Raw genomic sequence first — 26374 nt, 5'->3', positions numbered from 1 at the left:
TAGGGTCGTCGGCATGGCCAGAACCGTTGCGAAAGCCGATGCCGTCGACCGCGAAGCACTGCTGGAGTTCATCCGGCCACGCCACAAGATGATCCTCGGCACCGTCCGATCCAACGGCGGGCCACAGCTGTCCCCGGTCACCGGCGGAGTCGATGCCGACGGTCGGATCGTGATCTCGACCTACCCCGGCCGGGCGAAGGCCGCGAACCTCCGCAACACCCCCGTCGCGAGCGTCGTCGTGCTGTCCGACGAGTTCAACGGCGCCTGGGTCCAGGTCGACGGAGACGCCGAGGTCCTCGACATGCCGGACGCCGAGGATGCCCTCGTCGACTACTTCCGCAGCATTTCCGGAGAGCACCCGGACTGGGACGAGTACCGCGCCGCGATGCGTCTGCAGGGAAAGTCGCTGATCCGCGTCACCCCGACGCACTGGGGACCGATCGCCACCGGCGGATTCCCCGCCGATGTCGCCGCGAAGCTCGACGCGCAGGACGACTGAAGGTAGTCGCTTCAGATGACACATATTTGTGTCATCTCAGTCATGCGCGCACACTGTGATGCATGGCACTCGACGCCCAGCTGACGTTCGCCGATCACATGGCGCGGTTCTGTGCGCGCCGGTACAGCTATCCGCCGATGGTCGGTCGCGTTCTCGGCTATCTGGCGGTGTGCGAGCCGCCCGCCCCGACGATCGCCGAACTGAGCGACGCCCTGCTGGCGAGTCGCTCGGCGATCACCAACGCCATCACGACGTTGGAGTCCGTGGGCCAGGTGAAGCGGTCGCGCGCGGCCGGTGAACGGATGGATCGCATCTCGATCGACATCACGTCGGCACGCGGCCTCGGGATGGACAACGCCGAGTACGAGGAACTGGGGGCGCTCGCACGCGAGGGACTCGAGGTCCTCCGCGACGCCCCGCCGGAACGTCGCGCGGTCCTGAGTGAGATCGCGGCGTTCACCGAGTTCCTCACCAACCGCATCCCGGCCCTGTACGCCGAATGGCAGAAGGAACGCGAGGTGCTCATCGCGGCCGGCGAGATCCCGGCCTCCCCGCCGGAGGGCACACGGTCATGACCCACAGAGAGACCACCGGCGCCGAGATCCTCATCCGCGGACTGGCGAAAAGCTATGGCGAGCACCAGGTTCTGAGCGGTATCGATCTGACTGTTCCAGCCGGTTCGGTGACCGCACTGCTGGGGCCCAACGGTTCGGGCAAGACGACGACGGTGAGCATCGCCTCGACACTGTTCCCCGCCGACTCCGGCAGTGTGACCATCGACGGCCACGACACGGTGACCGATGCCCGCGCGGTGCGATCGATCATCGGAGTCACCGGCCAGTACGTCGCCATCGACGACCTGTTCACCGGCCGCGAGAACCTGACCCTCATGGCAGATCTCCGTCACCTCGGACGTGCGGCCGGCCGGCGGCGCGCAGACGATCTGCTCGAACAGTTCGACCTCACCGGCGCCGCGGACCGGGCGGTGTCGACCTACTCCGGCGGCATGCGCCGCCGCCTCGACCTCGCGATGACCCTCGTGTCCACCCCGCGCGTCATCTTCCTCGACGAGCCGACGACCGGGCTCGACCCGCGAAGCCGACGGGTGTTGTGGGACATCATCACCGGCCTCGCCGGAGACGGGGTCACGATCTTCCTCACCACCCAGTACCTGGAGGAAGCCGACCAGCTCGCCGATCGCATCGCCGTGCTCGATCACGGCCACATCGTCGCCGAAGGCACTGCGGCGGAACTGAAGAAGCGGGTGCACGATTCCGAGGTGCGTCTCACGTTCCCCGACGACGAAGCCTTCGACTCCGCCCGACGGCTGCTCCCCTCCGCACGGCCGATCGTCGAGTCACACCGGCTCGACATCGCCACCGACGACACGGTGTCCACCATCCGCACCACACTCAATCTGCTCGACGCTGCGGACGTGGAGGTTGCCGACGTCCACGTCCACACCCCCACCCTCGACGACGTCTTCTTCGCCCTCACCGGTGCGCCGGCCGAGGAACCCGTCGAGACCGACGCCGACACGTCCGGAGCCGCGTGATGAGCACACTCACCTATGCCGTGTCCGACTCCCGGGTCATGTTGCGCCGCAACCTCCGGCGGCTCGTCAAGTACCCGTCGCTGACCATCATGCTGGTGGGTCTGCCGGTGGTGTTCCTGCTGCTGTTCGTCTTCGTCTTCGGCGGGCAGCTCGGCGCCGGGATGACCACGTCCGGCGGGGCCACCGGGCGCGCCGCATACCTCGACTACGTCGTCCCCGGCATCATCCTGGTGACGATCGCGTCAGCCGTGCAAGGCTCGGCAATCGTCGTCGCGATGGACATGACCTCGGGGATCATCAACCGCTTCCGCACCATGGACATCGGACGGTCATCGGTGCTCGTCGGACATGTCCTGGCCAGCCTCATCCAGGCGCTGTTCAGCATCGCGGTCGTTCTCGCGGTGGCGATCGCCCTCGGCTTCCGCCCCAACGTCGACCCACTCGGGTGGCTCGGAGCCCTGGGCATCACCGGGTTGTTCTCGATTGCCCTGATCTGGCTCGCGATCTACCTGGGCCTCGCCGCGGACACCGTCGAAACCGCAAGCAACTCGCCGATGTTCCTGACGATCATGCCGTTCCTCAGCACGGGTTTCGTTCCCGCCGACTCGTTGCCCGTCGGCGTCAAACAGTTCGCCGAGTACCAGCCGTTCACCCCGGTGATCGAGGTTCTCCGAGGAGCCCTCACCGCCGCAACGGTTTCCACGAGCAGTGTGATCGCCGCGATCGCCTGGAGCCTGGGGATCGGCGCGGTATCGTACGGACTCGCCCTGCGCACCTACGAACGCCGGGCCATCACCTCCTAGCCGATGACCGGACACTCATGATCATGATCCCGGAGTGGTTGCCCGACGACCTGATCGCCGCCGCGATCGAGACCGTCGGCGCGACGAGATCTACTTCAGCGATAGGGGTCAGTGACCTCACGCAGGCGCATCAACGACTTCTCCAGAGCCGCGAAGTCGTCGGCACCCAGGTGATCGCGCCACTCCTGTTCGATGGCCTCGACCTCCCGCGCCGCGATCTCACACAGCTCGACGCCACGGTCGCTGAGAGTCACCAGCCGGGCCCGGCGGTCCGACGGGTCGGGGACGCGGACGAGGTATCCCGCGGCTTCGAGCTGGTCAACGATGCCACCGGCGGTCTGCTTGGTGACGCCCGCCTGCTCGGCGAGGTCGGTCAGCCGCATCGGCTCGGGCGCGAGCCGTTGCACCACGCGACTCTGCGCGAGGGTGATGTCGTCGGCCCCGACGGCGGCGAGCCGTGCCATGACCCGCCGTTCGATGGACCGGTGGGCCACGAACATCAGGACGCCTAGGGCCGGTCGTTCGTCGGTCACGCCGTTGACGTTAGTACGGATTCCTGACTAATATGGTCAGGCACCCTGACTAATTCGGAACGGGAGCCCGTCATGGACAGTGACACCCTGTGGAAGCACATCGACGAGCAGCGGATCGACCTCGCCGCACTGATCGAATCCCTGTCCGAAGAACAACTCGCGACACCGTCGCTCTGTGCCGGATGGACGGTCCGCGACGTTGCAGTGCATCTCACCCAATCACACGCGGGCGCCCGCCAGGTCATCCCGGCAGCCGTTCGGTACGGCTTCCGGTTCAACACGATGATCCGCGAGATGGCCGTCCGCGATCAGACACCACCGCGCGAGGCCGCGGACAAACTCCGCGCGATGGTCGGCTCACGACGTCACCCGTTCGCGACCAACGAGCGGGCGCCCCTCATCGATTCCCTCCTCCACGGCCAGGACATCGCCGTTCCGCTCGGGATCGATCGACCGATGCCGGTCGACGCCGCCGCGGCCGCGGCACAGGAGATCTGGGATGTCGCCTTCCCGTTCTTCGCCCGACGCCGCAACCGCGGGCTCCGGTTCGAGGCCACCGACGTCGACTTCGCAGCCGGGTCGGGTCAGGTCGTCGAGGCTCCGATCCGCGACATCCTGATGTGCTTCAGCGGGCGCGTCCCGGCGAGTGCACCTCAGCCGTCCGATGGTTCGGACTCCGGTTCGCGCGCGGGCTGACTCCAGCTCGCCAGGATCGCGATCGCTTGGCGGGACGACGATCCCGGCTCGGTCGTGTAGATGTAGAGGGCCTGTTCGTTGTCTCCGGGCAACTCGAAGGTCTCGTAATCGACGGTGAGGTCGCCGACGACCGGGTGGACGAGTCGCTTCGAACCGAAGGTCCGCTGGTGGACCTGATGTTCCGACCACCACCGCCGGAACTCCGGACTCGACACCGACAGCTCCCCGACCAGTTCGATGAGGTCGCGATCCTCCGGCGCGCGTCCGGCCTCGAGCCGGAGCGCCTCTACTGCGTTGCGGGCCTGCACCTCCCAGTCCACGAAGAGGCTGCGCGCGTCGTCGGAGAGCAGCATCCAGCGGGCGTAGTTCCGTTCGCGTCCGGGCATGCGCTCGAAGTCGGCGAACAACGCACACGCCATCCGGTTGGCCGCCAGCACTTCGGTCCGGCGGCCGAGGACCAGCGCGGGATGCGCGTCGAGTGAGTCGAGCAACCGGCGCAGTCCGGGTCGCACGCGCTGCACCGCTGAACGCGACCGTACAGCCGCCCGCGAAGTCCGCGTCGCCGAGACGAGGTCATGCAGGTGGGTACGCCCCACGTCGTCGAGCCCGAGGGCACGCGCGACCGCGTCGATGACCTGCGTCGACGGGACGATGCGCCGGCCCTGCTCGAGACGCGTGTAGTAGTCGGTGGACACCCCGGCGAGCACGGCCACCTCTTCGCGCCGCAGTCCCTTGACGCGGCGAACCCGCCCGTCATCGGGGAGGCCGGCCTGTTGCGGATCGCGCGCGGCCCGAGCACGGCGGAGGAAATCCGCGAGTTCTCGATTCAGATCGGCCATGACCACATCATGCGCGTCCGGTGCGGACCGTGCCTGGGTCTCTCAATCCCAGGTTGCGCGGTCCTGGGTTCGACGTGATCAGTTATGACGTCCCACAGGGCCTTTCGCGGCGCGATTCTGGTGCCACCGGTTCGAGAGACGAGCCGGAGCACACAGGAGGCAATCATGAGCTACCCCACCGATCGTCCGGCCACCTGGTTCGTCACCGGCGCCTCGCGCGGCCTCGGCCTGGAGCTGGTCACGCAACTGCTGCAGCGCGGTGACAACGTCGCCGCCACCACACGCTCGACGGATCGACTGACCGAGGCCCTCGCCGGCATCGACACGAGTCACTTTCTCCCCCTGCAGGTGTCGCTCGCCGACGAAGCCGAGGTCACCGCTGCGGTCGCGGCCACGCACGATCGGTTCGGCGGCATCGACGTGGTGGTCAACAATGCGGGCTACGGCTTCCTCGCCGCAGTCGAGGAGGTCACCGACGCCGAGGCCCGCGACATGTTCGACGTTCAGATCTTCGGGGTCTGGAACGTGCTGCGGGCAACGCTCCCCCAGATGCGGGCACGCCGCGGTGGCCACATCATCAACGTGTCGTCGATCCTCGGCCTGACCACGTTCCCCGGTTGGGGCCTGTACAGCGCAGGCAAGTTCGCACTGGAGGGCCTCACCGAGTCGCTCGCCGCCGAGATCGCCGACTTCGACATTTCGGTCAACCTGATCGAACCCGGGTACCTGCGGACCGACTTCCTGCGTGCCACCTCGCTGGGTCTGCCCGAGTCCACGGTCGACGCCTATCCCGCCATCCGCGAGATGACCCGGGCACACCAGGCCATGCCCGGCACCCAGCTGGGCGATCCGGTCCGCGCCGCGGCGGCCATCATCACCGTCGCCGTGGAGGGCGACGCGCCGCTGCACCAGCTCCTGGGTTCGGACTCACTCGAGTTCGCCGACGCCCGGCTGAACACTCTCCGGGCAGAGTTCGACGCCGCGAAGGACCTCGCGGTGACCTCGGATCACCAGGGCTGAGTCCATGGGACTTCGTTTCGGTGATGCGACCTCGACCGAGGACGCATCACCGAAATACTGTCTGCCGGCGAGCAGGCGTGGTGATCAGCTCGCCACGGCGTACTCCCACGCGTCGGCTCTGCGGTTGTAGGCGACCCGGATGATGACTCCGGGATCGAGTTGCGCGGCCAGCACCAGCGTCGGCACCAGCAGCTCGAGGGCGTATGCCGCAACCGGGTCCGCCGGCTCTTCGGGCACGACATCGGACCTGAGCAGATCGGCCCATCCTGCGGACTCCAGATATCCGAAGGCGGCCGCCACCAGATCCTCGACGGTCAGGTCGAGGTCGCGGACCATGATCGTCGTGGTGGCCTGGTGAGAGTTGAGTCCGCCGAACGCGCGGTCGCATCCGCAGGTCCGGGAATCGCACACCACCGACGGCAGCACGATCTCGCCCTCGACGGCGTGGCAGAAGTCATCCTCTCGGGTGGCACCGGAGGAGGTGGCGGTCAGGACTTTCATGAGCGACTCCCGTGTGTCGATCCACCTCGCAGAACACGAGGCCCACGCCGCCCGGCGTGGTGCGATCCACTGTGACGACGGACCCCGACGAGAAGCGTCGTGGCCGACGACGCCATCCACAGCCCGGCGGCATCCACAGGCGCCGGGGCTACCCCGCCAGCACAGGTCCGAGTCGTCGGGCGAGGTCGCCGAGTCCGTGGGATGACGACGAGACCCTGGGACGACGCGATCCTTGGAGAAGTTCTCGATGTCATGGGTTTCCGGGTGGAGTGGGGCCTGAAATCGTCGTAGCGCATCGAAACACTCACGGCGACGCCGGGATTGAGGCGTCCGCCGCTGAGGAGGTCGACGGAGTCTCTGCAGTGGTTCACCGCGCTGTGCCGGACAGCTGGTGTCATCGGCGAAACCGAACGCCACGCCGCGAATCATCGCGCACGAAAGTTGAACCAGGTCGGTACCGCTGGCGTCGCGTCTATAGTCGGGGTTCACACGGACTCGACCGAATGGATCGCCATGTCGACAACAGTCGCCGAGAGGATCGTCGAAGAGCTCGATCGTTCCGGAGTGCAGCGTGTATACGGGCTTCCGGGCGATTCCCTCAACGGTCTCACCGACGCCCTACGCAGCGCCGAGGCCATCACCTGGGAGCATGTCCGCCACGAGGAAGCCGCTGCTTTCGCTGCCTCCGCCGAGGCTGCTCTCACCGGCGAACTCGCGGTCTGCGTGGGCAGTTGCGGTCCCGGCAACCTCCACCTGATCAACGGACTCTTCGACGCCCATCGCAGCCGCGTCCCGGTGCTCGCCATCGCCGCCCACATCCCCGGCCCCGAGATCGGCAGCGGTTACTTCCAGGAGACCCACCCCGAACAGCTCTTCCGTGAGTGCAGCGCATTCTGCGAGATGGTCAGCACCCCCGACCAGATGCCGCGACTGCTCGATGTGGCGTTGCGGACCGCGGTCGAGCGACGCGACGTGGCGGTGCTCGTGATCCCCGGCGAGCTGTTCCTCAAGCCGTGCCCCAAACGCCGTGCGGGAGCCCCGATCCGGCAGGTTCGGCGCGTCGTGCGGCCCACCGATGCCGACCTGACGCGCACCGCGGACACCCTGAACGCCGCCCAGCGCGTCACCATCCTCGCGGGCGCCGGCGTGCAGGGCGCCCACGATGAGGTCGTCGAACTGGCCCGCACACTACAAGCACCGGTCGTGCATGCGTTGCGCGGCAAGGAGTTCATCGAGTACGACAATCCCTACGACGTCGGAATGACCGGGCTGCTGGGCTTTTCGTCGGGCTATCGCGCAATCGAGAAATGCGACACCCTGCTGATGCTGGGCACCGACTTCCCGTACGAGCAGTTCTACCCGTCGAAGGCGACCATCATCCAGGTCGACATCCGCGGCGAGCAGATCGGCCGCCGGTGCCCGGTCGACGTACCGCTGGTCGGAGACGTCGGCGACACCGTGCGCGCGTTGATCCCGCTGGTCTCGACCGGCCGCGATCCGGAACACCTGACGTCCTCTCTCGCGCACTACACCAAGGCGCGTCGACGTCTGGACGAACTGGCCGACAACGACCGCAACCGGGCACCCATCCACCCGCAGTACCTCACCCGGCTGATCAGTGAGAAGGCCGGTGCGGATGCCGTGTTCATCCCCGACGTCGGCTCCCCGGTCGTGTGGGCGGCGCGCTATCTGGTGATGAACGGCGCCCGCCGCCTGATCGGTTCGTTCACCCATGGGTCGATGGCGAATGCGGTCTCGCAGGCCATCGGTGCGCAGACCGCCTTCCCCGGGCGCCAGGTCATCGCACTCGCCGGCGACGGCGGACTCGCGATGCTGCTCGGCGAGCTGTTGACCATCACCCAGAACAAACTGCCGGTGAAGATCGTCGTCTACAACAACTCCTCACTGAACTTCGTCGAGGTGGAGATGAAAGCGGCCGGGTTCGTCAACTACGGGACAGATCTGGAGAACCCCGACTTCGCGAAACTCGCCGAGGCCGTCGGGATACGCGGACGCAAGGTCGAGCAGCCCGACGATCTCGCCGGGGCCATCGACGAATTCCTGGCCCACGACGGACCGGCGCTACTCGATGTCACAACCGCCCGCCAGGAGCTCTCGATCCCGCCGACGGTAACTGCCGCCCAGGCCAAGGGATTCACGCTCTACGCCCTCCGCACCGTGTTGTCGGGCCGGGGCGACGAGCTGGTCGATCTCGCCGAGACCAACGTGTTCCGGCGACTGTTCGACTGACTGCCACCAGTTCTGGATACTCGGCAGGCCGTCTCAGTTCAGGTAGGCAGCATTCAGCAACACCGAGGCAATGGCGAGTTCGGCGGGTGACGCCTCCTGCAGATCGATGACCTGCCGTAGTTGTGGGCGTGGTGCATCGACGGACAACGGTTCGAGTTGTCCGTGGATGGCGTCACGAATGTCGGTGAGGACTTCGCGGAACCGTCCGGCTATGTCGGGTCGCCGGTTGATGCGTTCGGGGTTGGGTGGCGCCCCTGGTTCGGCGTTCAACTGCCAGACACATCTGCCTTCGTCGGCGCCGTCGGCGATCATCCGGGTCGAGTATTGACCGGGTTGGTCACCGACCATGTGGTGGTGGCGGGTGCAGGCCGGAGTGAGATTGTCGATGTCGGTGAATCCGCCATCACCCCAATCGGTGTGGGCGTGATGCATTTCCACGTGTGTGGTGGGCATGTCGCAGTCCGGGTTGGAGCACATCTCGCCGTCAGGTCTGGCAAACGAGACGAGCCGCTGTTCCATGGTGGCGAGTCGTTTGCCGCGTCCGAAGTACAGCGGGACCGCGGTGGCGTCTCTGAACACCGCCAACCAGGGCTGCACGTCGGCGCCGATGGCGATGAGGTCTGCGATGGGGATCAGGGTGCCGTCGGCGCTGGTGGCGGACCCGGTTTCGCGGATGAGGTCGTCGAGCTCGGCTTTGGCGATCAGCTGGACCGGCAGGCCTCGGTGGGTCTTGCCGAGCATTCCGTCGTCGAACACCGCTTCCAGCAGTGCGTTGAGGGCGTCGTGATTGCGCTGTGCGGGGGTGCGGTGGTCGCGGTCGGCTGCTGCCGCGACCACCTCGGGGTCGGCGTCCTCGATCGAACCGCACGGCGATTCGGGATCGGTGGGGTTGTTCATGCCCGGTCGGGCCCAGACGGCCAGGAAAGTCATGATCCGCGCCCGCGCCAGAGGGGTGAGGTTGGCGATGAGTTTGGAGGTCCCGTCGGCGCGTTGCCGGTTCACCTGCAGGTTGCGGCGGCGTACGCGGTCGTCGTGGTCGGTGAGGGTTCCGTCGGGGTCGAGGTGTGCCAGCAGTCGGGCACCGACCTGACCGATCTCGGCGGGCGTGAGCGTGGCGGCGTATTCGGCCAGGGTTTGCTCGGCGGCGGCGCGCACATCGTGTGGGACGGCATGTGGGATCTGGTCCACGACGTCCATCACCGCATGAACGTGGGCAGACCCCACCCGGCCGTCGGCCAATTCTCGGGCGAGCGTCGGCAGTTCGGGTTCGAGTGGTTGTCCGGTGGTGAGGTCGGTGTAGGTGGCGGTGGCTTTCACCTCGGCGTGGCGTCGGCCGGGGAAGGCGATCCGCAGGCGGTGTTGCATGTACTGGATGATGCTGCGGTGACCGGTCTTTCGGGCCAGGCTGCGGTTCTCGACCTCGACGATCTGCTGGTTGCCGGCGTAGGTCAGGCGGGCGATCAGACGCTCGTTCTCGGCGGCCACCTGGTCGACCTCGACATCGGACAATCGAGAGAGGTCAACATTCTGCAACCGGTCGGTGAGGGCGTGCATCTGCTCGATGATCGCGACCGCGTCAGAGGGTGCCGGGTCGGCGGCGTCGACAGTTGCAGCAACGGCCACGACGGTCACCCCCCAAGATTCCGCGGTTCGAATGCATGTTCGATGTTACACACGAATCCGTCGTCACGCAGGAAAGCTCCACAGGCTTCACCAGCAGATCACCCGCACATCAACGTGTTGTTCCGGACGCGATTGCCAATCTTTCGAGCGCCTGCTCGATGTAGCCCGACCAGTCCTGCGCGGCAACCTGATTCACCGCCGACTCCCCGGCGAATGCGCTCGAGATGACCACGTCGGGAGCGAGGGTCGCCAGCAGATGCAGGCTCTCCGCGAGGGTATTCGCATTGCTGAACGGTAGGTATCCGGCGGCCCATTCCCCGGATGCGCTCAGATACAGGGTGTCCCCGGTGAAAAGGTACCGAAGACCGTCATCACCAGGCACCAGGTAGCACGTGCTGCCGGGCGTGTGCCCCGGAGTCGGGATCACCTCGACCCCGTTGTCGTCGACGTACCGTTCCGCGACCGCGATGTCCACGCGCGCAAAGCGGCCGATCCGCTCGGCCTCGGGAGCGGGCGCGTGCAGCGTCGCCCCGAACCGGTCTTCGACACGACCGAGAATCGGGCCGGCCTCGTCCTGATGGGACAGGTACTGGTCGTCGACACCGCCCAGCTTCTCCAGATCGTCGAACTCGGCATCCGATGCCATCGAGTAGAACAGCGCGTTGCGGTCGGACGTCCACAGATACGCATGGGTGGTGAGACCGGGGAACGGGTTGTCGGTCGTTGTCTCCCAGAGGTCGGGTAGCACCTGTCGCATCGGATCTCCTCGTTGAGTGGTGACGGCTCCGCCCCCACCGTGCAACTTCAAGTGAACTTCAGGTCAAGGGCGAACGTGCGCTGGTCAACCCTCGAGTGATACACATGATTCGATTCGTCTCAAACAGTTGGGGGTTCCCGTGTCCGCAGTGCTGCCGAGTCGACCGATCGACGACGCCCCCGGCTTCCCGAGGGCCGTCAGCTACGACGCCGCGATGTCGAACCGAAAGCTCCGGCGTACGCGCGCCCTCGTCCGCAAGGTCACCGGCAAGGACCTCTACCCCGAGCCCGAACACCTGCACACCTTCGCCGAGGACATGTTCCGCACCGATCCCGTGGCCGAGCGGTTCGTCGACGAGGTCTACGGCACGCTCGGCCCCGAAGCCGCGCGCACACTGCTGGACAAGGCCCTGACCGACGGACTCGACAGCGTCGAGAACCCGCCGCCCGCACTCGTCGAACTGTTCGAGGAGTTCGAGACCGTTCCCGACTGGGTCGATCCGCATCTCATCGCCGAGGGTGAGGCGATCTGGCGCCGCTGGGGTACCGGCCTGTTCAGTGTCGCCGGTGGGATCACTCTCGAGATGTACACCGAGGCCGCGGTCGCCAAGCCGTTGTCACTGGCAGGCGGATATGCCGGCGACAACGCGCTGCGCCGATTCCTGGAGACCTCCCGTTTCTGGATCGACGTGTCCCAGCCCGGCGCGCTGCTCACCCCGGGATCAGCCGGCCGGGCGACGGCGATGCGGGTCCGCGTGATGCATGTGTGGGTCCGACGCACCGTCGCGAAGCACCCCGAGTGGGACGTCGAACGGTGGGGCGAGCCGATCAGCCAGTCGTATCAGCTGCTGACCCTGCTCGGCGGCAGCGTCGTGCCGGCGTCGGCGCTGTGGCTGACCGGGGTCCAGACCACACCCCGAGAGATCCGGGTGCTGCTGCACTACCAGCGCTACCTCGGGCACCTCCTCGGCGTGCGGACCCAGTGGTTCCCCGAGACCATCGCCGACTCACTGCGATTGCTGGCCCTCGTCAACACCACCCGCAGCTACGACGCCGGCGCCGACGGCGCCGAACTCATCGAATCGTTCCCGGCCGCGTTCGCCAACGAGAGCGCGACGGGCCTCGAGCGCATCCGCGGCAAGTACAACGCCATGATGTACGCCGCCTACTCGACGATCTACATGATGCCGACGACGCGCTTCCGCTACGACATGCCCAACCCGATCCCGGGACTCGCACTGATCCTCCTGCGGTTGCCGGCCGTGACGCTCGTCGAGACGCTGCGCCGGATCTCCCCGACGTTCCGTCGGCTGCACGAGAAGGTGATGTGCCGGCACCGGGAGAACTGGCACGCCTGGCAGTCCTCGGGACGCCCCGCGGAGTTCGCGCACGGCAAGGGATTGCGACGGTGACCTTCCATCCGACACGGTCGAGTACGTGACAGGACACCGACCACGGTTTTGCCGACGGAACCCGCGCGATTAGCGTTGTCAAAATGACCCAACCCCCGATCACGGAACCGACGGCAGCCGGCGAGGCGCCAGACCTCGAGACGCGCGTCGGCCACTACTACGTCCTCGACGGCTCCTATGAGGTGGGACGCGAGAAGGTCCGCGAGTACGCCCGCGCGGTGCAGGACTACCACCCCGCCCACTGGGAGCCCGAAGCTGCTGCCGCACTCGGGTATTCGGGACTCGTCGCGCCGCTGACGTTCACCTCCATCCCGGCGATGGCGGCGAACCGCGAGCTGTTCGAGTCCGTGATCGTCGGCTACGACACCTACGTGCAGACCGAGCAGGCCTTCGAACAGCACCGGCCGATCGTCGCCGGCGACGAGCTCGTCACCGACGTCGAACTGTCGGGCGTGCGCAAGGTCGCGGGCCGCGAACTGATCACGGTGACCAACACCATGACCGACGCCGCGGGCGAGAAGGTGCACACGATGCACACCACCGTCGTGGGCGTGACCGCCGAAGAGGTCGATCCGGGCCTCAGCGCCGCGGTACGCAAGGTGATGATGCACGACGTCAACATCTTCAGCCACGAGGACACCCACCACCTGTACGAGAAGACCGTCCGGCCCGAAGGCGAGATCCGCGTCGCCGACGGCGCGACGCGCCCGTCCGGCGCCCGCTCCTTCGACGATCTGTCGGTCGGCGACGAACTGCCGATCCACACCGCCCGCATCTCCCGCGGCGACCTCGTCAACTACGGCGGTGTCGCCGGCGACGCCAACCCGATCCACTGGGACGAAGCCGTGGCCAGGCTCGCCGGCCTGCCCGACGTCATCGCCCACGGAATGTTCACCATGGGTCTCGGTGCAGCATTCGTCGCGTCGTGGTCCGGCGACCCCGGCGCTGTCACTCGCTACTCGGTCCGCCTGTCGCAGACCGTTCCCGTGTCGGCCGTCGACGGTGGCGAGATCGAGTTCAGCGGACGCATCAAGTCGCTGGACCCGGAGACCCGGACCGGCGTCGTCATCATCGTCGCGAAGTCGGGCGGCCGAAAGGTGTTCGGCCTCGCGACCATGAACATCCGCTTCTCCTGACGCCGGTTCCGCCCCTCATCGGAACCCGCTACTATCTGCATATGAATGCAGATAAGCATTCACCGAACGCCCACCCTCCCATCGCGGAGGACCAGGTGCGATTGGTGGTCGAGGTCTTCCGGATGCTTGCCGATCCGACCCGTATCCAATTGCTATGGGCGCTGGCCGACACCGAGATGTCGGTCAGCGAACTCGCAGAAGTGGTCGGCAAGCCCGGGCCTTCGGTGTCACAGCACCTCGCCAAGCTCCGGATGGCGCGGCTCGTCCGGACCCGACGCGCCGGGACCACCATCCACTACTCCCTAGAGAACGAGCACGTCCGACGGCTCGTCACCGATGCGGTCTTCAACGCCGAGCACGCCGGGCCGGGTGTGCCGCCGCACCATCGTGGTGACGCCGCTCTGCGCGCCGTCGATCACGACACCGAGCGGGAGGCCTGAGCGATGACGCACCTTCGCCGTGAACAGGATTCACACGATCACCCGCATGACCATGCCCACGGCCATTCGCACGACCACGGCCACTCGCACCGCCGCGGACTCGCCGGAGTCGTACGCGAGATCTTCGCGCCTCATTCCCACGACGCCGCCGACAGCCTCGACTCGGCGCTCGAATCGTCGCGAGCGGGTATCCGGGCCGTGAAGATCAGCCTGGTGGTCCTGGGCGTCACCGCGGTGGCGCAGGCCGGGATCGTCGCCGCATCGGGCTCGATAGCGCTGGCCGCGGACACGATTCACAACTTCTCGGATGCGCTCACCGCGCTACCGCTCTGGATCGCGTTCGCGATGGGCACCCGGCGTGCCACTCGCCGCTACACCTACGGGTTCGGACGGGTCGAGGACCTGGCCGGTCTGTTCGTCGTCGCGATGATCGCGCTGTCGGCCGTGATCGCCGGATACGAGGCCGTGGGCCGACTCGTCGATCCCCGCCCCATCGACCACGTCGGATGGGTGGCACTGGCCGGACTCGTCGGCTTCATCGGCAACGAGTGGGTGGCGCTCTACCGCATCCGGGTCGGCCGACGCATCGGCTCGGCCGCACTCGTCGCCGACGGACTCCATGCGCGCACAGACGGTTTCACGTCGCTGGCGGTGCTGCTCAGCGCAGCCGGCGTGGCACTCGGGATTCCACTCGCTGACCCGATCATCGGCCTGCTGATCACCGTCGCCATCCTCGCGGTGCTCCGCACGGCAGCGCGCGACGTCTTCCGCCGCCTCCTCGACGGCGTGGACCCGGCCCTGGTCGAGACCGCGGAGAGAACCCTCGCCGAACGTCCGGGAGTGCTCGCCGTCCGGAGCGTCCGCATGCGTTGGATCGGCCACCGTCTCCATGTCGACGCCGAACTCGACGTCGACCCGAATCTACGGCTGACCGAGGCGCACTCCATCGCGCACGACGCCGAACACGAACTGACCCACGCCGTTCCGAAACTCGCCGGCGCTCTGATCCATGCTTATCCCGCACACGACGATCATGAGAGCGCGGTCAGTACTCACCCTTGATGACGAAGTACGACCCGCGGATGGTGCCGGCGAGTTTCGACTTCTGGCGCGCGAACTCGAGCCTCGATTCGAGTTCCGCGGGGACGTCCGTGCCGTCGGACAGTGTGAAGCCGACGGCGCGTTTTGATAGCCGGGTCGATGCTGTACACGACGTTGATCGCGAGTCCCGAGTCGTAGAACACGTACGACACGTGGAGGCCGTCGACCTCGAAGTCGCTGACCTCGAGCGGACGTGAGGCGATCATCATGTCGCCCTGCGTGGAGACGTTCGTGAAATCGACGACGTGTCTCATGCCCACTCCCGCTTCGCTGACGCACACTCGGTGGCCACAACACCAGAGCCCCCGACGTCGTGGGGGGCTCTGGTGCCTGCGGGCTGCAGAAGGATCACTCCAGGATGAAGACCGGGATCTCTCGGTCGGTCTTGGTCTGGTACTCGGCGTAGGGAGGGAACGCCGCCACCGCGAGCTCCCACCAGTGAGCGCGCTCGTCGCCACTGATCTCGCGCGCGGTGAGTTCCTTGATCTCGGTGCCGTCCTGCACGGTGACGTGCGGGTTGGCCTTGACGTTGAAGTACCAGGCGGGATGTTCGGGGGCGCCGCCCTTGGAGGCGACCATCGCGTACTTGCCGTTCTCCTCCACCCGCATCAACGGGACGTACCGCTTCTTGCCGGACTTCGCACCGGTGGTGGTGAACAGGACGATCGGGCGGTCCATGACCTGGACCCCGTCGGTGGTGCCCTGCTCCAGGATCTTCTCGGTCTGCTCGCGGACCCAGCCTTCAGGACTCAATTCAGCGTTGGCACTCATGGGCTCGGAAACGCCGCAGAGTCCGCGCTTATTCCCGCGAGCACGGCTCCGGACACTGCCATGAATGTCGGGGTGGCCGGTTACCGTGGGTTCGCACGCTCGCGAAGGGCAGACCCATGACCTCACCTCGGGTAGACCGCGACCCCACGTCGACGGCCACCGTCTCGACTCCGGTCGGCCCGGTCACGATCACCGGAAACGGACGGGCAATCGTTCGTGTCGCCTGGCGGGAGACACCCGAGCCAGGAGATGGGGCACCGACGGAACCACTCCTCGTCGAGGCGGTCGGTCAGCTCCACGCCTACTTCGACGGCTCGTCGACCACGTTCGATCTCCCGATCGATCTCTCCGGGGTGTCCGGAGCGGCCTGTGCGGTCCTGAACGCCCTCCACCGTGACGTCCCGTATGGCGCGACCGTCACCTACGGGGAGCTCGCGACAATGAGTGGCGCCGGCATCCCGGCGCGTAGCGTCGGCTCGATCATGGGCGTCAACCCGGTCCCCCTGCTGATCCCGTGCCACCGCGTCGTCGCGGGCGACGGCCTGGGCGGTTTCTCCGGCGGCCTCACCGGGGAAGGTCCGGCGACCAAACGATGGCTCCTCGAATTCGAAGGTGCGCTCCCGCCGACGCTGTTCTGAGCGGGGCGTGGTCTCACGCGATGGGCTCCCCGTCACCGATCGTCGGAACCGCGGCGAGCAGTTCCCGCGTGTAGGGATGCTCCGGGCTGCCGAAGACGCGATCGGCCTCGCCGTATTCGACGACCTCTCCCCCGCGCATCACCAGGATGTCGTCGGCGACGTGGTGGATGACCCCGAGATCGTGCGAGATGAAGACCAGCGAGACACCGGTTTCCACCTGCAACATCGCGAGCAGGTCGAGGATGCGGGCCTGGATCGAGACGTCGAGAGCCGACACCGGTTCGTCGCACACGATCACCGACGGTTCCGGAGCCAGCGCACGGGCGATGGCGACTCGTTGTCGCTGCCCGCCGGACAGGTGCAGCGGGTGACGCCGGCGGAACGCGTCCGACAGTCCGACGCTGTCGAGCAACTCGGAGATGCGGTCGTCGAGTGCTGTGCCGCGCAGATTCCGCGAACGCAGGCTGTCGCGCAGGATGCGTTCGACGTTCCAGCGGGGATCGAACGAGCTGAGCGGGTCCTGGTAGATGACGGAAATCTGGTGACGGTTCGCGCGTCGTCGGACATCGGACAATGCGCTCCACGGTCGCCCGTTCAGCTCGACGGTCCCGGTGTCCGGGGTCGTGAGCCCGAGGACCATGCGGGCGGTGGTCGTCTTGCCCGATCCGGATTCGCCGACGATGCCCAGTGTCTTACCGGGCAGGACGTCGAAACTCACGCCGCGCACCGCCGGTCGTGCCGTCTTGTCCTTGCTGTCGAACGACTTTCGGAGATCCCGGACACGCAGCGCGGGCGGCGCCTCGGTATGCGATGGCACGAGGGTCTCCGGGAGCGTCTCACCGCTCGTCAGGAGCGTGCCCTTGGAGGTGCGCGACGGCACCGACGCGAGCAAGCTCTTCGTGTAGTCGTGGGTGGGATTGCGCAGCACGTCGTCGGTGGAGCCGTACTCGACGATCTCACCGTGCCGCATCACCGCGACGCGGTCGGCGAGACGTGCGACGACCGCGAGGTCGTGGGAGATGAGGATGACGCCGTTGCCACGATCCTTGGCCTCGCCGAGGACGTCGAGGATCTGGGCCTGGACGGTGGCGTCGAGGGCGGTGGTCGGTTCGTCCGCGATGAGCAGCTTCGGGTCCTGCGCGAGAGCCGACGCGATCAGCGCGCGCTGACGGAGACCACCGGAGAGCTCGTGCGGGCGCTGCGCTGCACGGACTCCGGGCTCGGGAACCCCGACCAGGGTCAACAGTTCTTCGATCTTCTCGTCGCGTTCGGCGCGTCGGCGCGGTGATCGATTCCGGAAGAGACCGCCGCCACGGGAGTCTGAATGGGCGGTCAGGGCCTCCCCGATCTCGCTGCCGACGGTGCGCAGCTGATCCAGCGACACCAGGGCGTCCTGGAGGACGAATCCGATGTCCCGGCCGCGCAGACGGCGCCAGTCCCGGTCCTTGTACCCGAGCAGCGACCCACCGTCGAAAGCGATTGTCTCGGCGCTGATACGGGCGCCCTCACCGGTGAGCCCGATGAGCGTGCGTGCGGTGACCGACTTGCCCGACCCGGATTCTCCGACGATCGCGAGGCATTCGCCGGCGCTCACCGAGAACGAGACGCCCCTGACCACCTCGCGGCCGCCGAAGGACACGTGCAGGTCCCGGATCTCGGCGAGTGGGGCCGTCGAGTCGTCGGTGCCGGTGGGGTCGGCGACGTCGTCGGTCCGGTCCTCGAGGGGAGTCGCGACTACGGTCATCGGGTGGTTCCTTCCAGACGGGCGCCGAGGTGGCGTCCCACGGTGGTGAATGCCAGGGCGGTGATCACGATGACGAGACCGGGGAAGATCTCGAGCCACCAGGCCACGGTGATGTAGGTGCGTCCGGCGTCGAGCAGGGCGCCCCACTCGGGCGACGGGGGCGCAACGCCGAGACCGAGGTAGGCCAGCCCCGACGCCCAGATGATCGCCTGACCGATACCCAGTGTCGCGGTGACGATCATCGGCCGCAGCGCGTTGGGAGCGATGTGCTGCAGGAGGATTCGCGTCCGCGAGTGCCCGAGCGCCGTCGCCGCCTCGATGTAGGCGGCATTTCGGACCGTCAGGACCTGGCCGCGGATGATCCGCGCATATCCCGGGGCGATGCCGATCCCGATCGCGAAGATCAGCGTGTACGGCCCTGGGCCGAACACCGAGGTCAGCAGGAGTCCGAGCAGGATCGTCGGGAAGGCGAACAGCACATCGATCCACCGATTGGCGAGGGCCTGCGCGATCCGTCCAGACAGACCGGCGGTGATTCCCAGCACCACGGCGAGGACGAGTGCCACCGCCACCGCGCCGAGGCCGATCGCGAGGGACTGCTTGGTGCCGAAGATGATCCGGCTCAGAAGATCTCGGCCCGACAGGTCGGTACCGAACGGATGCGCCCACGTCGGCGGTGACAGCGTCACATCGAGATCGATGGCGAGCGGGTCGTACGGAGCGATCAGCCCCGGCACGACCGCTGCCAGGAGCAGCAGGACGAGGAAGCCGAACGCGGCGATCAAGGTGGGTGGCAGCGCCCACGGCCGGCGCGACGCCTCCGGGAGCGCGGTGACCGTGCTTCGTGAGGTCTTGATCGACGAGGTCCTGTGGGATGACGTCGAGTCAGACGACGCCGCGTCGGGTGCCGTCCCGGCGGACGGTTTCTGGATGGTCACGGGACCTCGATCCGGGGGTCGATGACGGTGTAGAGGAAGTCGACCAGCAGGTTGGCGACCGTGTAGATCGCGGCGACGAGCACGACGATGCCGCTGACCAGTGGGACGTCGCGCGAGCTGGCGGCTGCGACGAGGGTCTGTCCGATACCAGCGCGGGCGAACACGGTCTCGGCGATGACCGCACCCGAGAGCAGCGCACCCATGGCCCAACCGGAGACGGTGACAGCGGGAATGACCGAGTGTCGCAGGACATGTCGAGCACGAACCGCCAGGTCGCCGAGACCACGGCTCCGCGCGGTGAGAACGAACGGCTGGTCAAGTGTCCGGGCGAACTCGTCGCGAGCGATGCTGCCCAGGAATCCGGCCAGCGGTATCGCCAGCGTGAGCACCGGCAGGACCAGTCCGCGCAACGAGTCACCACTCTCGACCGGGAACCAGGCGAGATTGATCGCGAAAACCACCAGCAGGATCGACCCCAGCCAGTACTGCGGCAGTCCGGCGCTCACGGTCTCGAGCAGGGCACCGAACGCTCCGCCCGGGCCGCGGCGGCCGGCGGTCAGCGTCGTGGTCACCAGGACCAGCAACCAGGCCACGATCAGGGCGCTGATGGTCAGCACGAGTGTGGGACCCAGCTGCGCGGCGATCACCTCGGTGACGGGTTCACTCAGCTGGTACGACGTCCCGAGGTCACCGCGCAGCAGACCCTGTAGGTAGTGCAGGTACTGCTGCCAGATCGAGTCGGTGAACCCGAACTGCTCGTTGACCGGCCCCAGTTCGTCGGGGGTGCGCTCGCGACTCTCCCCGGACGACAGGTTCAGCAGCAGCGTCGCGCGGTCACCGGGTGCGAGCACCTGCAGGAGAAACGTGATCGTCGCAGCCGCCCACAGCACGAACACGGCCGAGCCGAGTTTGCCCAGCCACCGCAGCCACACCGCAGAACCCCCACGGCGTCGACTCCGGGCCGGATCGGTCGCCGACTCCGGGTCGATGATCCTCGTCTTGTCGACCTGAATGGTCATCGAACAAACCTCGCATCCGCGAACACCGGTTCACCTTGGGACTTCTCGACCCACACGTCGTGCAGCTTGGGGTTGGCCGCGATCGAGGTCGTCTGTGTGTACAGGCCGATCGACAGCGCCTGGTCGCCGATCAGCTTCTGGGCCTTGCTGTAGAACTCGCGCTGCTCCGCCGGGTCCGCCGAACTGTTGGCCTTCTCGATGAAGCCCTGCAGGATCGGGTCGTTGTAGTAGGCCGTGTTGTGCGGGTTGGGCGAATCCTCCAGACGCTGACGCCAGTTGATGTGGAGCAGCCCCGGGGTCGGACTCGTCCAATACCCGACGTAGGCGTCGTAGGTGGGTGCCTTTGCGTAGTTGCCGCCGAAGTACTCGCTCTGCGTCGCCGGGACGAGTTCGATGTCGAACCCGACGTCGCGCGCCTGGTAGGCGATGTTCTGCAGGATCGCCGCCCCCTCGGGTCCGACGATGGCGTCGGCCGCGTAGACGACACGTGCGATGAGACGTCGACCGTCCTTGGTGCGTATGCCGTCGGAGTCGCGCGCGGTCCAACCGGCCTGGTCGAGCAGCGCGTTCGCCTTGGCCGGATCACGGGCGTAGGCGCCTGCGGCCGGGTCATAGTCGGGGGTGCTCTGGCTCAGCGCGCCGTTCGAGTTGAACGGCACGACACCGAGAAACGCGGTCTCCACGGCCTTTTCACGATCTGCCGAGTAGGCGAACGCCTGACGCACGCGGACGTCGTCGAACGGTGCGTGATCGACGTTGAGCGTGATCGCGTTTGGACGTCCCGGCGTCACATACTGCTTGGTCTGGAACCGCGTTGTCGCGTCGGCCCAGTTGATGGCCGGGACGTTGTAGATGACGTCGGACGATCCGCTGGTCAGCGAACCGTACCGCAGCACCGGGTCCTTGAGGAACTTCCAGATCACCTTGTCGACGTAGGCCGGCCCCTGGTGCTTCGCGTTGGCGGGCGCCGAGTTGTAGTCCGGGTTCCGCACAAAGGTGATGCTGCGGTTACGATCCCAGCGCTCGATGATGAACGGACCGGACCCGACGGGTTTCGAGCAGTTCTCCTTCTTCCCGCGCGCGAGAGCGGTCGGCGACTGAATCCCGAAGTACCCCTGGGTGAGAACCGTCAGCAGCGGACTGTACGGCCGCTTCAGATGCAGCGCGTAGGTATTGCGATCGAGAACCTCGCCGCCGGCGTAGTACTGTCCGATGTAGGCCATGACCGTTCCGTTGGGAGCGTCCGGATCGAGGTACTTGTCGAAGTTGGTCTTCACCGCGGTTGCGTCGAGATCGGTTCCGTCGCTGAACTTCACATCGGGCTTGAGGCGGAAGGTGTAGGTCTTGCGGTCGGGAGAGATCTCCCAGCTGGTCGCCAGCCACGGCACCGGTGTCCCGTTGTCGTCGAGCGAGACGAGGTTGTCGAGGTACTGCCGTGCGAGATAGGCGTTCTGGACCCAGCCGCCGTGGATGCACGGCGGTTCCTGCTCATGCCCGTATTCGATGACGCCGCCGTCGACGTAGTCACCGGCCGCCGCGGGCACGCCCGTCGACGTTCCGTCTCCGGTGGCCGGGCGCCCCCCGCACGCCGACAGCAGCGCAGCGGCCGACAGGCCGACTGCCAGTAGGGCTCGGGTCCGTCTGGAACGGACAGATCTGAACACGCCAGGTACTCCTCGATATCGAGAGTCGTGATTCGACAGTGATGGAAAGCAGAAGAACAAGCTCGGACCACGGGGGTCGGCGGGTCGGCGCCGATGTCGCGGCACGCTGAATCAGCAGTGATGACCCGCGGTCAGCTCGTACGGTAGCGATCGACGCCGTCGACGTCAGTCATTGGATTCACCCTGAGCACAAGGACGCACGGATCGAGGGGCGAAAGTACCGTCGTCCGGGTGTCAGAGCCAAAACCCTTGCGTTTCGCCGCATTTGTGATGAACACGACGTCCCACATCCTGCACGGGGCGTGGCGTGCCCCCGATGCGCGACAGACGGACTTCAACTCCCTCCAGCACTGGATCGACCTCGCAAAGACGCTGGAAGAGGCCAGATTCGATTTCATCTTCTTCGCTGACGTCGTCGGACTCTACGACGATTACCAGGGCGACTGGAAGAAGTTCGTCGACACCGGCCTGCAGATCCCGAGCAACGATCCGCTGGTTCTCGCCTCCGCGCTCGCGTCACACACCGAGAACCTGGGCATCGCCATCACCAGTTCGATCCTGCAGGAACACCCCTTCGATTTCGCCCGCAAGATCTCCACGCTCGATCACGCCTCCAACGGACGCATCGCGTGGAACATCGTCACCAGCCTTTCCCAAAACGCCTGGCGCAACTTCGGATACGACGGCATCACCGCGCACGACGACCGCTACGCGTGGGCCGAGGAGTACGTCGATGTCGTCTACAAGCTCTGGGAGGGCAGTTGGGATGACGGTGCCCTCATCCAGGACAAGGTCCGTGGCATCCACGCCGATTTCGACAAGGTCCACAAGATCCATCACGTCGGCGACCGTTACCGCGTCGAGGGACCGCATCTGGTCGCACCGTCGCCGCAACGCACACCGGTGCTGTTCCAGGCCGGCTCGTCGCCCACGGGCCGTCGGTTCGCCGCACAGAATGCCGAGGCGCAGTTCATCGTGTCGCCCGCACCGCAGGCGGCCAAGGGCCTCGTCGAAGACACCCGTCGTTTGGCCGCCGGGGCAGGTCGCGATCCGCAGGACATCCAATTCTTCCAGGGTCTTTCGTTCGTCATCGGGAGCACCGAGGAGGAGGCACGGCGGAAGGCTGCCGAGCTCGATGAGTACATCGACCCGAGCACGATCATCGCCCACTCGGCGGGTGGTCTCGGCTTCGATCTCGGGTTTTACGACCTCGACACCCCGATCGGCGAGATAAAGACCGAGGGCACGCAGAGCACGCTGCTGTGGCTGCGCGAGGCCGTACCCGATCGTGAGCCGACCGTCCGCGACCTGGCCGAACTGCGTAGCCGCAGCGGACGCGTCGTCGGCACGCCGGAGCAGATCGCCGATCGACTGGCGGAATGGCGCGACGCCGGCGTCGGGGGCATCAACGTCATCAACGCGACGATCCCGAACAGCTACATCGAGTTCGCCGAGCATGTCCTGCCGGTGCTGCGAGAGCGCGGACTTGCCCAGCACGAATACGCGCCGGGCACGAGCCGGCGCAAGCTGACCGGCCGGGACACCCTTCCGGACACGCATCCCGCCGCGGCGTACCGCGGCGCGTTCGCCGAGAAGGTCGAGGTGCCGGCATGAGTGTCCTGACCCGCGTCGTCTCCGATCGTTCGACGATCCTGTCCGAGATCGCAGCCGATGCCGCCGTGCGCGAACTGACCGGCATCGACCCGCACGCCCAGGTGCGATTGCTGAGTGAATCCGGTTTGACCGCTGTGGCTCTCGACGAGTCGTCCGGCCCCGGTGCCGGCGCCCCCGAGCTGTTCGATTTCCTCATCGATCTCGCCCGTGCCGATCCGATCGTCGCCCACATCCTGCGGGCGCACTTCTGGTTCGTCGAGCAGATCCGCCGGTTCCCCGACGGCCCCGTCCGCGACCGCTGGGTCGCAGAGATCGCGGCGGGCAGGGTGTTCGGCAACGCGACCAGTGAACGCACCGGCAGCGCGGGTTCGCTCTCGTTCCAGACCGAACTGCGTGCGGTCGACGGCGGGTGGTTGCTGACCGGGGCCAAGTTCTACAGCACCGGCACCGCATTCTCGGACTTCGTGTCGGTCACCGCGACGGTTCGCGGCGGCGAGTTCGACGGTCAGGTCGCTCGGATCGTCCTGCCCGTCGACCGCGACGGCGTCACCATCGTCGACGACTGGGACGGGATCGGACAGAACCGTACCGGTACCGGCACCACCACCTTGGACAGCGTCCGGGTGACCGCCGACGACATCCTGGCCTTCACCGACCCGGCGTCGACCGCCGCGATCGCCAACGACGGACCGTTCCTGCAGCTCTACCTACAGGCGCTGATCACCGGAATCCTGTTGTCGGTCAGCGACGATGCGACCGCACTCCTGCGGTCACGGACGCGGACCTTCGAACACGCGCCCGCCGAGTCGCCGCGCCACGACCCCGTGCTGCTCGGCACCGTCGGTGAGATCGACGCGGCCGCCCACGTCGCGCGGGCCGCGGTCCTCGATGCCGCACGGACGATCGAGGAGGCGTTCGCGCCGGCACGCAGCGGCGTGATCGAGCCGGACCTGTTCGTCCGGGCATCCACGGCGGCCGCGCGAGTGAAGGTCCACGTCGACCGCGTCGGGTTGCGTGCTGCCGCCGATCTGTTCGACGTCGGCGGCGCGTCGTCGGCCAGCCGGGCCAAGAACCTGGATCGGCACTGGCGCAACATCCGCACGGTCACGCTGCACAACCCGACGTCATACAAGGCGATCGCGCTCGGTGACCTGCTGGTCAACGGCACTCCCCTCCCGGCGAACGGGTACTTCTGACATCTTGCCTGCAAGAGAGGGAACGGCAGCAACAATCCCTCGCTCCCTGCGGTGTGAGGAGCCATAGCGACGAACCTCGAAGGGCCTGGTGACATTCCGTCACCAGGCCCTTCGTGCTGTCATGCCGAGATGAGGTCGCGCGCGATGTCGATCAGGGTTCGACGACTTCGGCCGATGACGCTCAGCCGGATCCGCGTCGGCGACCGGGCCCGGATGCAGTCCAGCCCCCAAGGTCACGTCTCGAAACTTATGAGACCCCTATTTTGCGACAGACGATCTCGAAATGGCTCCTATCGCGAGACTTTTGCAACCGACGTCTCGAATTCCCGGCGCGTCTCAGAATCAGTATCGAGACTTTTGAGATAGAGTCCCTCTCGTGACGGACCAAGCGAGAGGTGGCGCACCGGGGATGTCCCTCGGATACGCGCGCGAGACCCCGGGAGCGCACGCTCTCGGACCACAGATCGATGCACTGACCGAGGCGGGGGTGGATCCGGGTCGGATCTACACCGACGCCGCCGATCGGGCGCAGCCCGCGGACCGTCGGGCGGGGATGAACGCCTTACTCGACTATGCGAGAGCCGGTGACACGACGGTGGTCGTGGGCATCGACCGACTGGGCCGTAACATCCGCGAGGTCATGGCCATCACACGTGAACTCGCGAAACGACGCATCGGTCTCCGCTCGTTGCGCGAGGGCATCGACACCGACGATCCGACCGGCGCGATGGTCGTCGGCGTCCTGGCTTCACTGGCCGAACTCGACGACCCCTCCCCCGCGCTCACCTCGGCGCGACCACTGACGACGCGCCGGCGGTCGGAGTCGACGGTCGGACGGCCCCGCGTCCTCGACGACGAGCAGGTGCTCCGCGCCGAACAGATGCGTGCCGCAGGCGAATCCGTGCCGCGGATCGCCCAGGCACTGGGGGTCAGCCGTGCGACGCTCTACCGCACGCTCGCCGAAAGGCGCACGGTCCGTTGACGAACCACGAAAACGAATTTCCCGAACTCGACATCGTCACCGAATACGGAGTCGTCACCCGGCTACCCACCTCCTTCCCGATCTACGATGCCGACCTCGACGAGCACCTCGATCCCGATCTGTTCCAGAAAGGATTCGAGGATGCGGAGGCCGCGCTGTGCGCTCTCCCGGCACCGTGGGCACGTCAGCTCGCGTCGTCGACCCTCGACTGCCCGCCCGACCCGGACGACGAGGAACCCAGCTACACCCGCGGCTACCGCGCGGCCCTGTACGGGCACCTGCGGCACGCCGGCAGGTGAGCATCGACGACACGGAGGACGCAATGGGCACGGGTTCACACGCCGAGGTGCAGCAGGACGACGGACGGTTCCGAGTCACCCGGTGGACCATCGAGCCGGGTGGAGCCATCCCCATGCACCGGCATGAGCACGACTACGTCGTCGTACCGCTCGTCGACGACACGATGTATGCCGTCGCACCGGACGGTTCGGAGATCGCCGCAGAACTCCGGATCGGCGAGAGCTACACCCGGATCGCCGGTGTCGAACACCGCGTGGAGAACCGGGGTTCGACGAACACGATTGTCTTCGTCGAGGTCGAGCGGCTCTGACGATCTCCCGGCGAAAGTCCGGCACACATCGCGC

General features: G+C 66.8%; 28 protein-coding genes and 2 pseudogenes. 17 read left to right on the top strand and 13 right to left on the bottom strand.

Annotated features, from left to right (window positions below; all coding sequences use genetic code 11):
• The first annotated feature begins 13 nt into the window (after positions 1-13).
• From GOALK_RS21160 to GOALK_RS21145, 4 genes are all read left to right on the top strand, one after another.
• Positions 14-499: a PPOX class F420-dependent oxidoreductase gene (locus tag GOALK_RS21160; protein WP_006360885.1), complete on the top strand. Its 486-nt coding sequence runs from the start codon at positions 14-16 to the stop codon at positions 497-499.
• Between the two features lie 62 nt (positions 500-561).
• On the top strand, positions 562-1074 hold the full coding sequence (locus GOALK_RS21155) for a GbsR/MarR family transcriptional regulator (RefSeq protein WP_006360884.1): 513 nt from the start codon (positions 562-564) through the stop codon (positions 1072-1074).
• Positions 1071-2054, top strand: coding sequence for a daunorubicin resistance protein DrrA family ABC transporter ATP-binding protein (locus tag GOALK_RS21150; protein WP_006360883.1), 984 nt, complete (start codon positions 1071-1073; stop codon positions 2052-2054). The genes GOALK_RS21155 and GOALK_RS21150 overlap by 4 nt, the downstream gene beginning before the upstream one ends.
• Positions 2054-2857: an ABC transporter permease gene (locus GOALK_RS21145; RefSeq protein ID WP_035752275.1), complete on the top strand. Its 804-nt coding sequence runs from the start codon at positions 2054-2056 to the stop codon at positions 2855-2857. The genes GOALK_RS21150 and GOALK_RS21145 overlap by 1 nt, the downstream gene beginning before the upstream one ends.
• Positions 2858-2952: 95 nt before the next feature.
• Here GOALK_RS21145 and GOALK_RS21140 read toward each other — a convergent pair whose 3' ends face one another.
• A complete protein-coding gene (locus tag GOALK_RS21140) occupies positions 2953-3390 on the bottom strand; it encodes a MarR family winged helix-turn-helix transcriptional regulator (RefSeq protein WP_006360881.1) in 438 nt (145 codons plus the stop codon).
• A 72-nt stretch (positions 3391-3462) separates the two neighbouring features.
• Between GOALK_RS21140 and GOALK_RS21135 the strand changes: the two genes are divergently transcribed.
• Entirely contained in the window at positions 3463-4086 is a 624-nt protein-coding gene (locus tag GOALK_RS21135) for a maleylpyruvate isomerase family mycothiol-dependent enzyme (RefSeq protein ID WP_006360880.1), read from the top strand.
• On the opposite strand, the gene GOALK_RS21130 is transcribed toward GOALK_RS21135, so the two are convergent.
• Entirely contained in the window at positions 4044-4925 is an 882-nt protein-coding gene (locus GOALK_RS21130) for a helix-turn-helix transcriptional regulator (protein ID WP_035752272.1), read from the bottom strand. The two genes, GOALK_RS21135 and GOALK_RS21130, sit on opposite strands and share 43 nt — an antisense overlap.
• 165 nt (positions 4926-5090) lie before the next feature.
• Between GOALK_RS21130 and GOALK_RS21125 the strand changes: the two genes are divergently transcribed.
• Positions 5091-5945 carry an SDR family NAD(P)-dependent oxidoreductase gene (locus tag GOALK_RS21125; RefSeq protein ID WP_006360878.1) on the top strand — a complete coding sequence of 285 codons (855 nt, stop codon included), beginning with the start codon at positions 5091-5093 and terminating at the stop codon, positions 5943-5945.
• An 84-nt stretch (positions 5946-6029) separates the two neighbouring features.
• On the opposite strand, the gene GOALK_RS21120 is transcribed toward GOALK_RS21125, so the two are convergent.
• On the bottom strand, positions 6030-6446 hold the full coding sequence (locus tag GOALK_RS21120) for a DUF7715 family protein (RefSeq protein ID WP_006360877.1): 417 nt from the start codon (positions 6444-6446) through the stop codon (positions 6030-6032).
• A gap of 219 nt (positions 6447-6665) precedes the next feature.
• Positions 6666-6799, bottom strand: a pseudogene (locus tag GOALK_RS24395) (LLM class flavin-dependent oxidoreductase); the annotation flags it as partial.
• A 160-nt stretch (positions 6800-6959) separates the two neighbouring features.
• On the opposite strand from GOALK_RS24395, the gene poxB reads away from it, so the two are divergent.
• On the top strand, positions 6960-8696 hold the full coding sequence (gene poxB, locus GOALK_RS21115; protein WP_006360876.1) for a ubiquinone-dependent pyruvate dehydrogenase: 1737 nt from the start codon (positions 6960-6962) through the stop codon (positions 8694-8696).
• 33 nt (positions 8697-8729) lie between these two features.
• Here poxB and GOALK_RS21110 read toward each other — a convergent pair whose 3' ends face one another.
• Together GOALK_RS21110 and GOALK_RS21105 are read right to left on the bottom strand one after the other, a co-directional pair.
• Positions 8730-10328, bottom strand: a complete 1599-nt coding sequence (locus tag GOALK_RS21110; RefSeq protein ID WP_006360875.1) for an HNH endonuclease signature motif containing protein — start codon at positions 10326-10328, stop codon at positions 8730-8732.
• A 100-nt stretch (positions 10329-10428) separates the two neighbouring features.
• Positions 10429-11076, bottom strand: coding sequence for an MBL fold metallo-hydrolase (locus tag GOALK_RS21105; protein ID WP_006360874.1), 648 nt, complete (start codon positions 11074-11076; stop codon positions 10429-10431).
• 139 nt (positions 11077-11215) lie between these two features.
• Between GOALK_RS21105 and GOALK_RS21100 the strand changes: the two genes are divergently transcribed.
• The 4 genes from GOALK_RS21100 (at position 11216) to GOALK_RS21085 (ending at position 15125) form a co-directional block, all read left to right on the top strand.
• Positions 11216-12487, top strand: a complete 1272-nt coding sequence (locus GOALK_RS21100; RefSeq protein ID WP_006360873.1) for an oxygenase MpaB family protein — start codon at positions 11216-11218, stop codon at positions 12485-12487.
• 83 nt (positions 12488-12570) lie between these two features.
• The gene (locus GOALK_RS21095) at positions 12571-13623 is read left to right on the top strand and encodes a fused (3R)-hydroxyacyl-ACP dehydratase subunits HadA/HadB (protein ID WP_006360872.1); all 1053 of its coding nucleotides are present in this window, start codon (positions 12571-12573) and stop codon (positions 13621-13623) included.
• Between the two features lie 41 nt (positions 13624-13664).
• Complete coding sequence (locus tag GOALK_RS21090; protein WP_042375720.1) at positions 13665-14063, top strand: ArsR/SmtB family transcription factor; 399 nt, start codon at positions 13665-13667, stop codon at positions 14061-14063.
• Positions 14064-14066: 3 nt separating this feature from the next.
• Complete coding sequence (locus tag GOALK_RS21085; protein WP_006360870.1) at positions 14067-15125, top strand: cation diffusion facilitator family transporter; 1059 nt, start codon at positions 14067-14069, stop codon at positions 15123-15125.
• Here GOALK_RS21085 and GOALK_RS24755 read toward each other — a convergent pair.
• From GOALK_RS24755 to GOALK_RS21075, 3 genes and pseudogenes are all read right to left on the bottom strand, one after another.
• The gene (locus GOALK_RS24755; protein ID WP_506256288.1) at positions 15109-15228 is read right to left on the bottom strand and encodes a DUF8821 family protein; all 120 of its coding nucleotides are present in this window, start codon (positions 15226-15228) and stop codon (positions 15109-15111) included. The genes GOALK_RS21085 and GOALK_RS24755 overlap by 17 nt on opposite strands.
• Positions 15229-15316: 88 nt before the next feature.
• Positions 15317-15370 (bottom strand): annotated as a pseudogene (locus GOALK_RS24750) (phage tail protein); the annotation flags it as partial.
• Between the two features lie 142 nt (positions 15371-15512).
• Positions 15513-15935, bottom strand: coding sequence for a nitroreductase family deazaflavin-dependent oxidoreductase (locus tag GOALK_RS21075; protein WP_006360869.1), 423 nt, complete (start codon positions 15933-15935; stop codon positions 15513-15515).
• Positions 15936-16051: 116 nt separating this feature from the next.
• Between GOALK_RS21075 and GOALK_RS21070 the strand changes: the two genes are divergently transcribed.
• Positions 16052-16573, top strand: coding sequence for a methylated-DNA--[protein]-cysteine S-methyltransferase (locus GOALK_RS21070; RefSeq protein ID WP_006360868.1), 522 nt, complete (start codon positions 16052-16054; stop codon positions 16571-16573).
• A gap of 13 nt (positions 16574-16586) precedes the next feature.
• On the opposite strand, the gene GOALK_RS21065 is transcribed toward GOALK_RS21070, so the two are convergent.
• Genes GOALK_RS21065 through GOALK_RS21050 form a run of 4 tightly spaced genes read right to left on the bottom strand, consistent with a single transcriptional unit; the run spans position 16587 to position 21938 of the window.
• Complete coding sequence (locus tag GOALK_RS21065; protein ID WP_006360867.1) at positions 16587-18317, bottom strand: dipeptide ABC transporter ATP-binding protein; 1731 nt, start codon at positions 18315-18317, stop codon at positions 16587-16589.
• On the bottom strand, positions 18314-19255 hold the full coding sequence (locus GOALK_RS21060) for an ABC transporter permease (protein ID WP_040004406.1): 942 nt from the start codon (positions 19253-19255) through the stop codon (positions 18314-18316). The genes GOALK_RS21065 and GOALK_RS21060 overlap by 4 nt, the downstream gene beginning before the upstream one ends.
• Positions 19252-20274: an ABC transporter permease gene (locus GOALK_RS21055; protein ID WP_006360865.1), complete on the bottom strand. Its 1023-nt coding sequence runs from the start codon at positions 20272-20274 to the stop codon at positions 19252-19254. The genes GOALK_RS21060 and GOALK_RS21055 overlap by 4 nt, the downstream gene beginning before the upstream one ends.
• Complete coding sequence (locus GOALK_RS21050) at positions 20271-21938, bottom strand: ABC transporter substrate-binding protein (protein ID WP_006360864.1); 1668 nt, start codon at positions 21936-21938, stop codon at positions 20271-20273. The genes GOALK_RS21055 and GOALK_RS21050 overlap by 4 nt, the downstream gene beginning before the upstream one ends.
• Positions 21939-22169: 231 nt before the next feature.
• Here GOALK_RS21050 and GOALK_RS21045 point away from each other — a divergent pair, with 231 nt between their 5' ends.
• From GOALK_RS21045 to GOALK_RS21025, 5 genes are all read left to right on the top strand, one after another.
• Entirely contained in the window at positions 22170-23552 is a 1383-nt protein-coding gene (locus GOALK_RS21045) for an LLM class flavin-dependent oxidoreductase (protein WP_040004405.1), read from the top strand.
• Entirely contained in the window at positions 23549-24748 is a 1200-nt protein-coding gene (locus tag GOALK_RS21040) for an acyl-CoA dehydrogenase family protein (RefSeq protein WP_006360862.1), read from the top strand. The genes GOALK_RS21045 and GOALK_RS21040 overlap by 4 nt, the downstream gene beginning before the upstream one ends.
• Positions 24749-25157: 409 nt before the next feature.
• Complete coding sequence (locus tag GOALK_RS21035) at positions 25158-25730, top strand: recombinase family protein (RefSeq protein ID WP_006360861.1); 573 nt, start codon at positions 25158-25160, stop codon at positions 25728-25730.
• On the top strand, positions 25727-26029 hold the full coding sequence (locus tag GOALK_RS21030; RefSeq protein WP_006360860.1) for a hypothetical protein: 303 nt from the start codon (positions 25727-25729) through the stop codon (positions 26027-26029). The genes GOALK_RS21035 and GOALK_RS21030 overlap by 4 nt, the downstream gene beginning before the upstream one ends.
• A 23-nt stretch (positions 26030-26052) precedes the next feature.
• Positions 26053-26340, top strand: a complete 288-nt coding sequence (locus tag GOALK_RS21025) for a cupin domain-containing protein (RefSeq protein ID WP_006360859.1) — start codon at positions 26053-26055, stop codon at positions 26338-26340.
• The last annotated feature ends 34 nt before the right edge of the window (positions 26341-26374 follow it).

The sequence above is a fragment of the Gordonia alkanivorans NBRC 16433 genome (genome assembly GCF_000225505.1).
Lineage (GTDB): Bacteria > Actinomycetota > Actinomycetes > Mycobacteriales > Mycobacteriaceae > Gordonia > Gordonia alkanivorans.
This window is presented reverse-complemented; position numbering and strand designations above follow the sequence as displayed.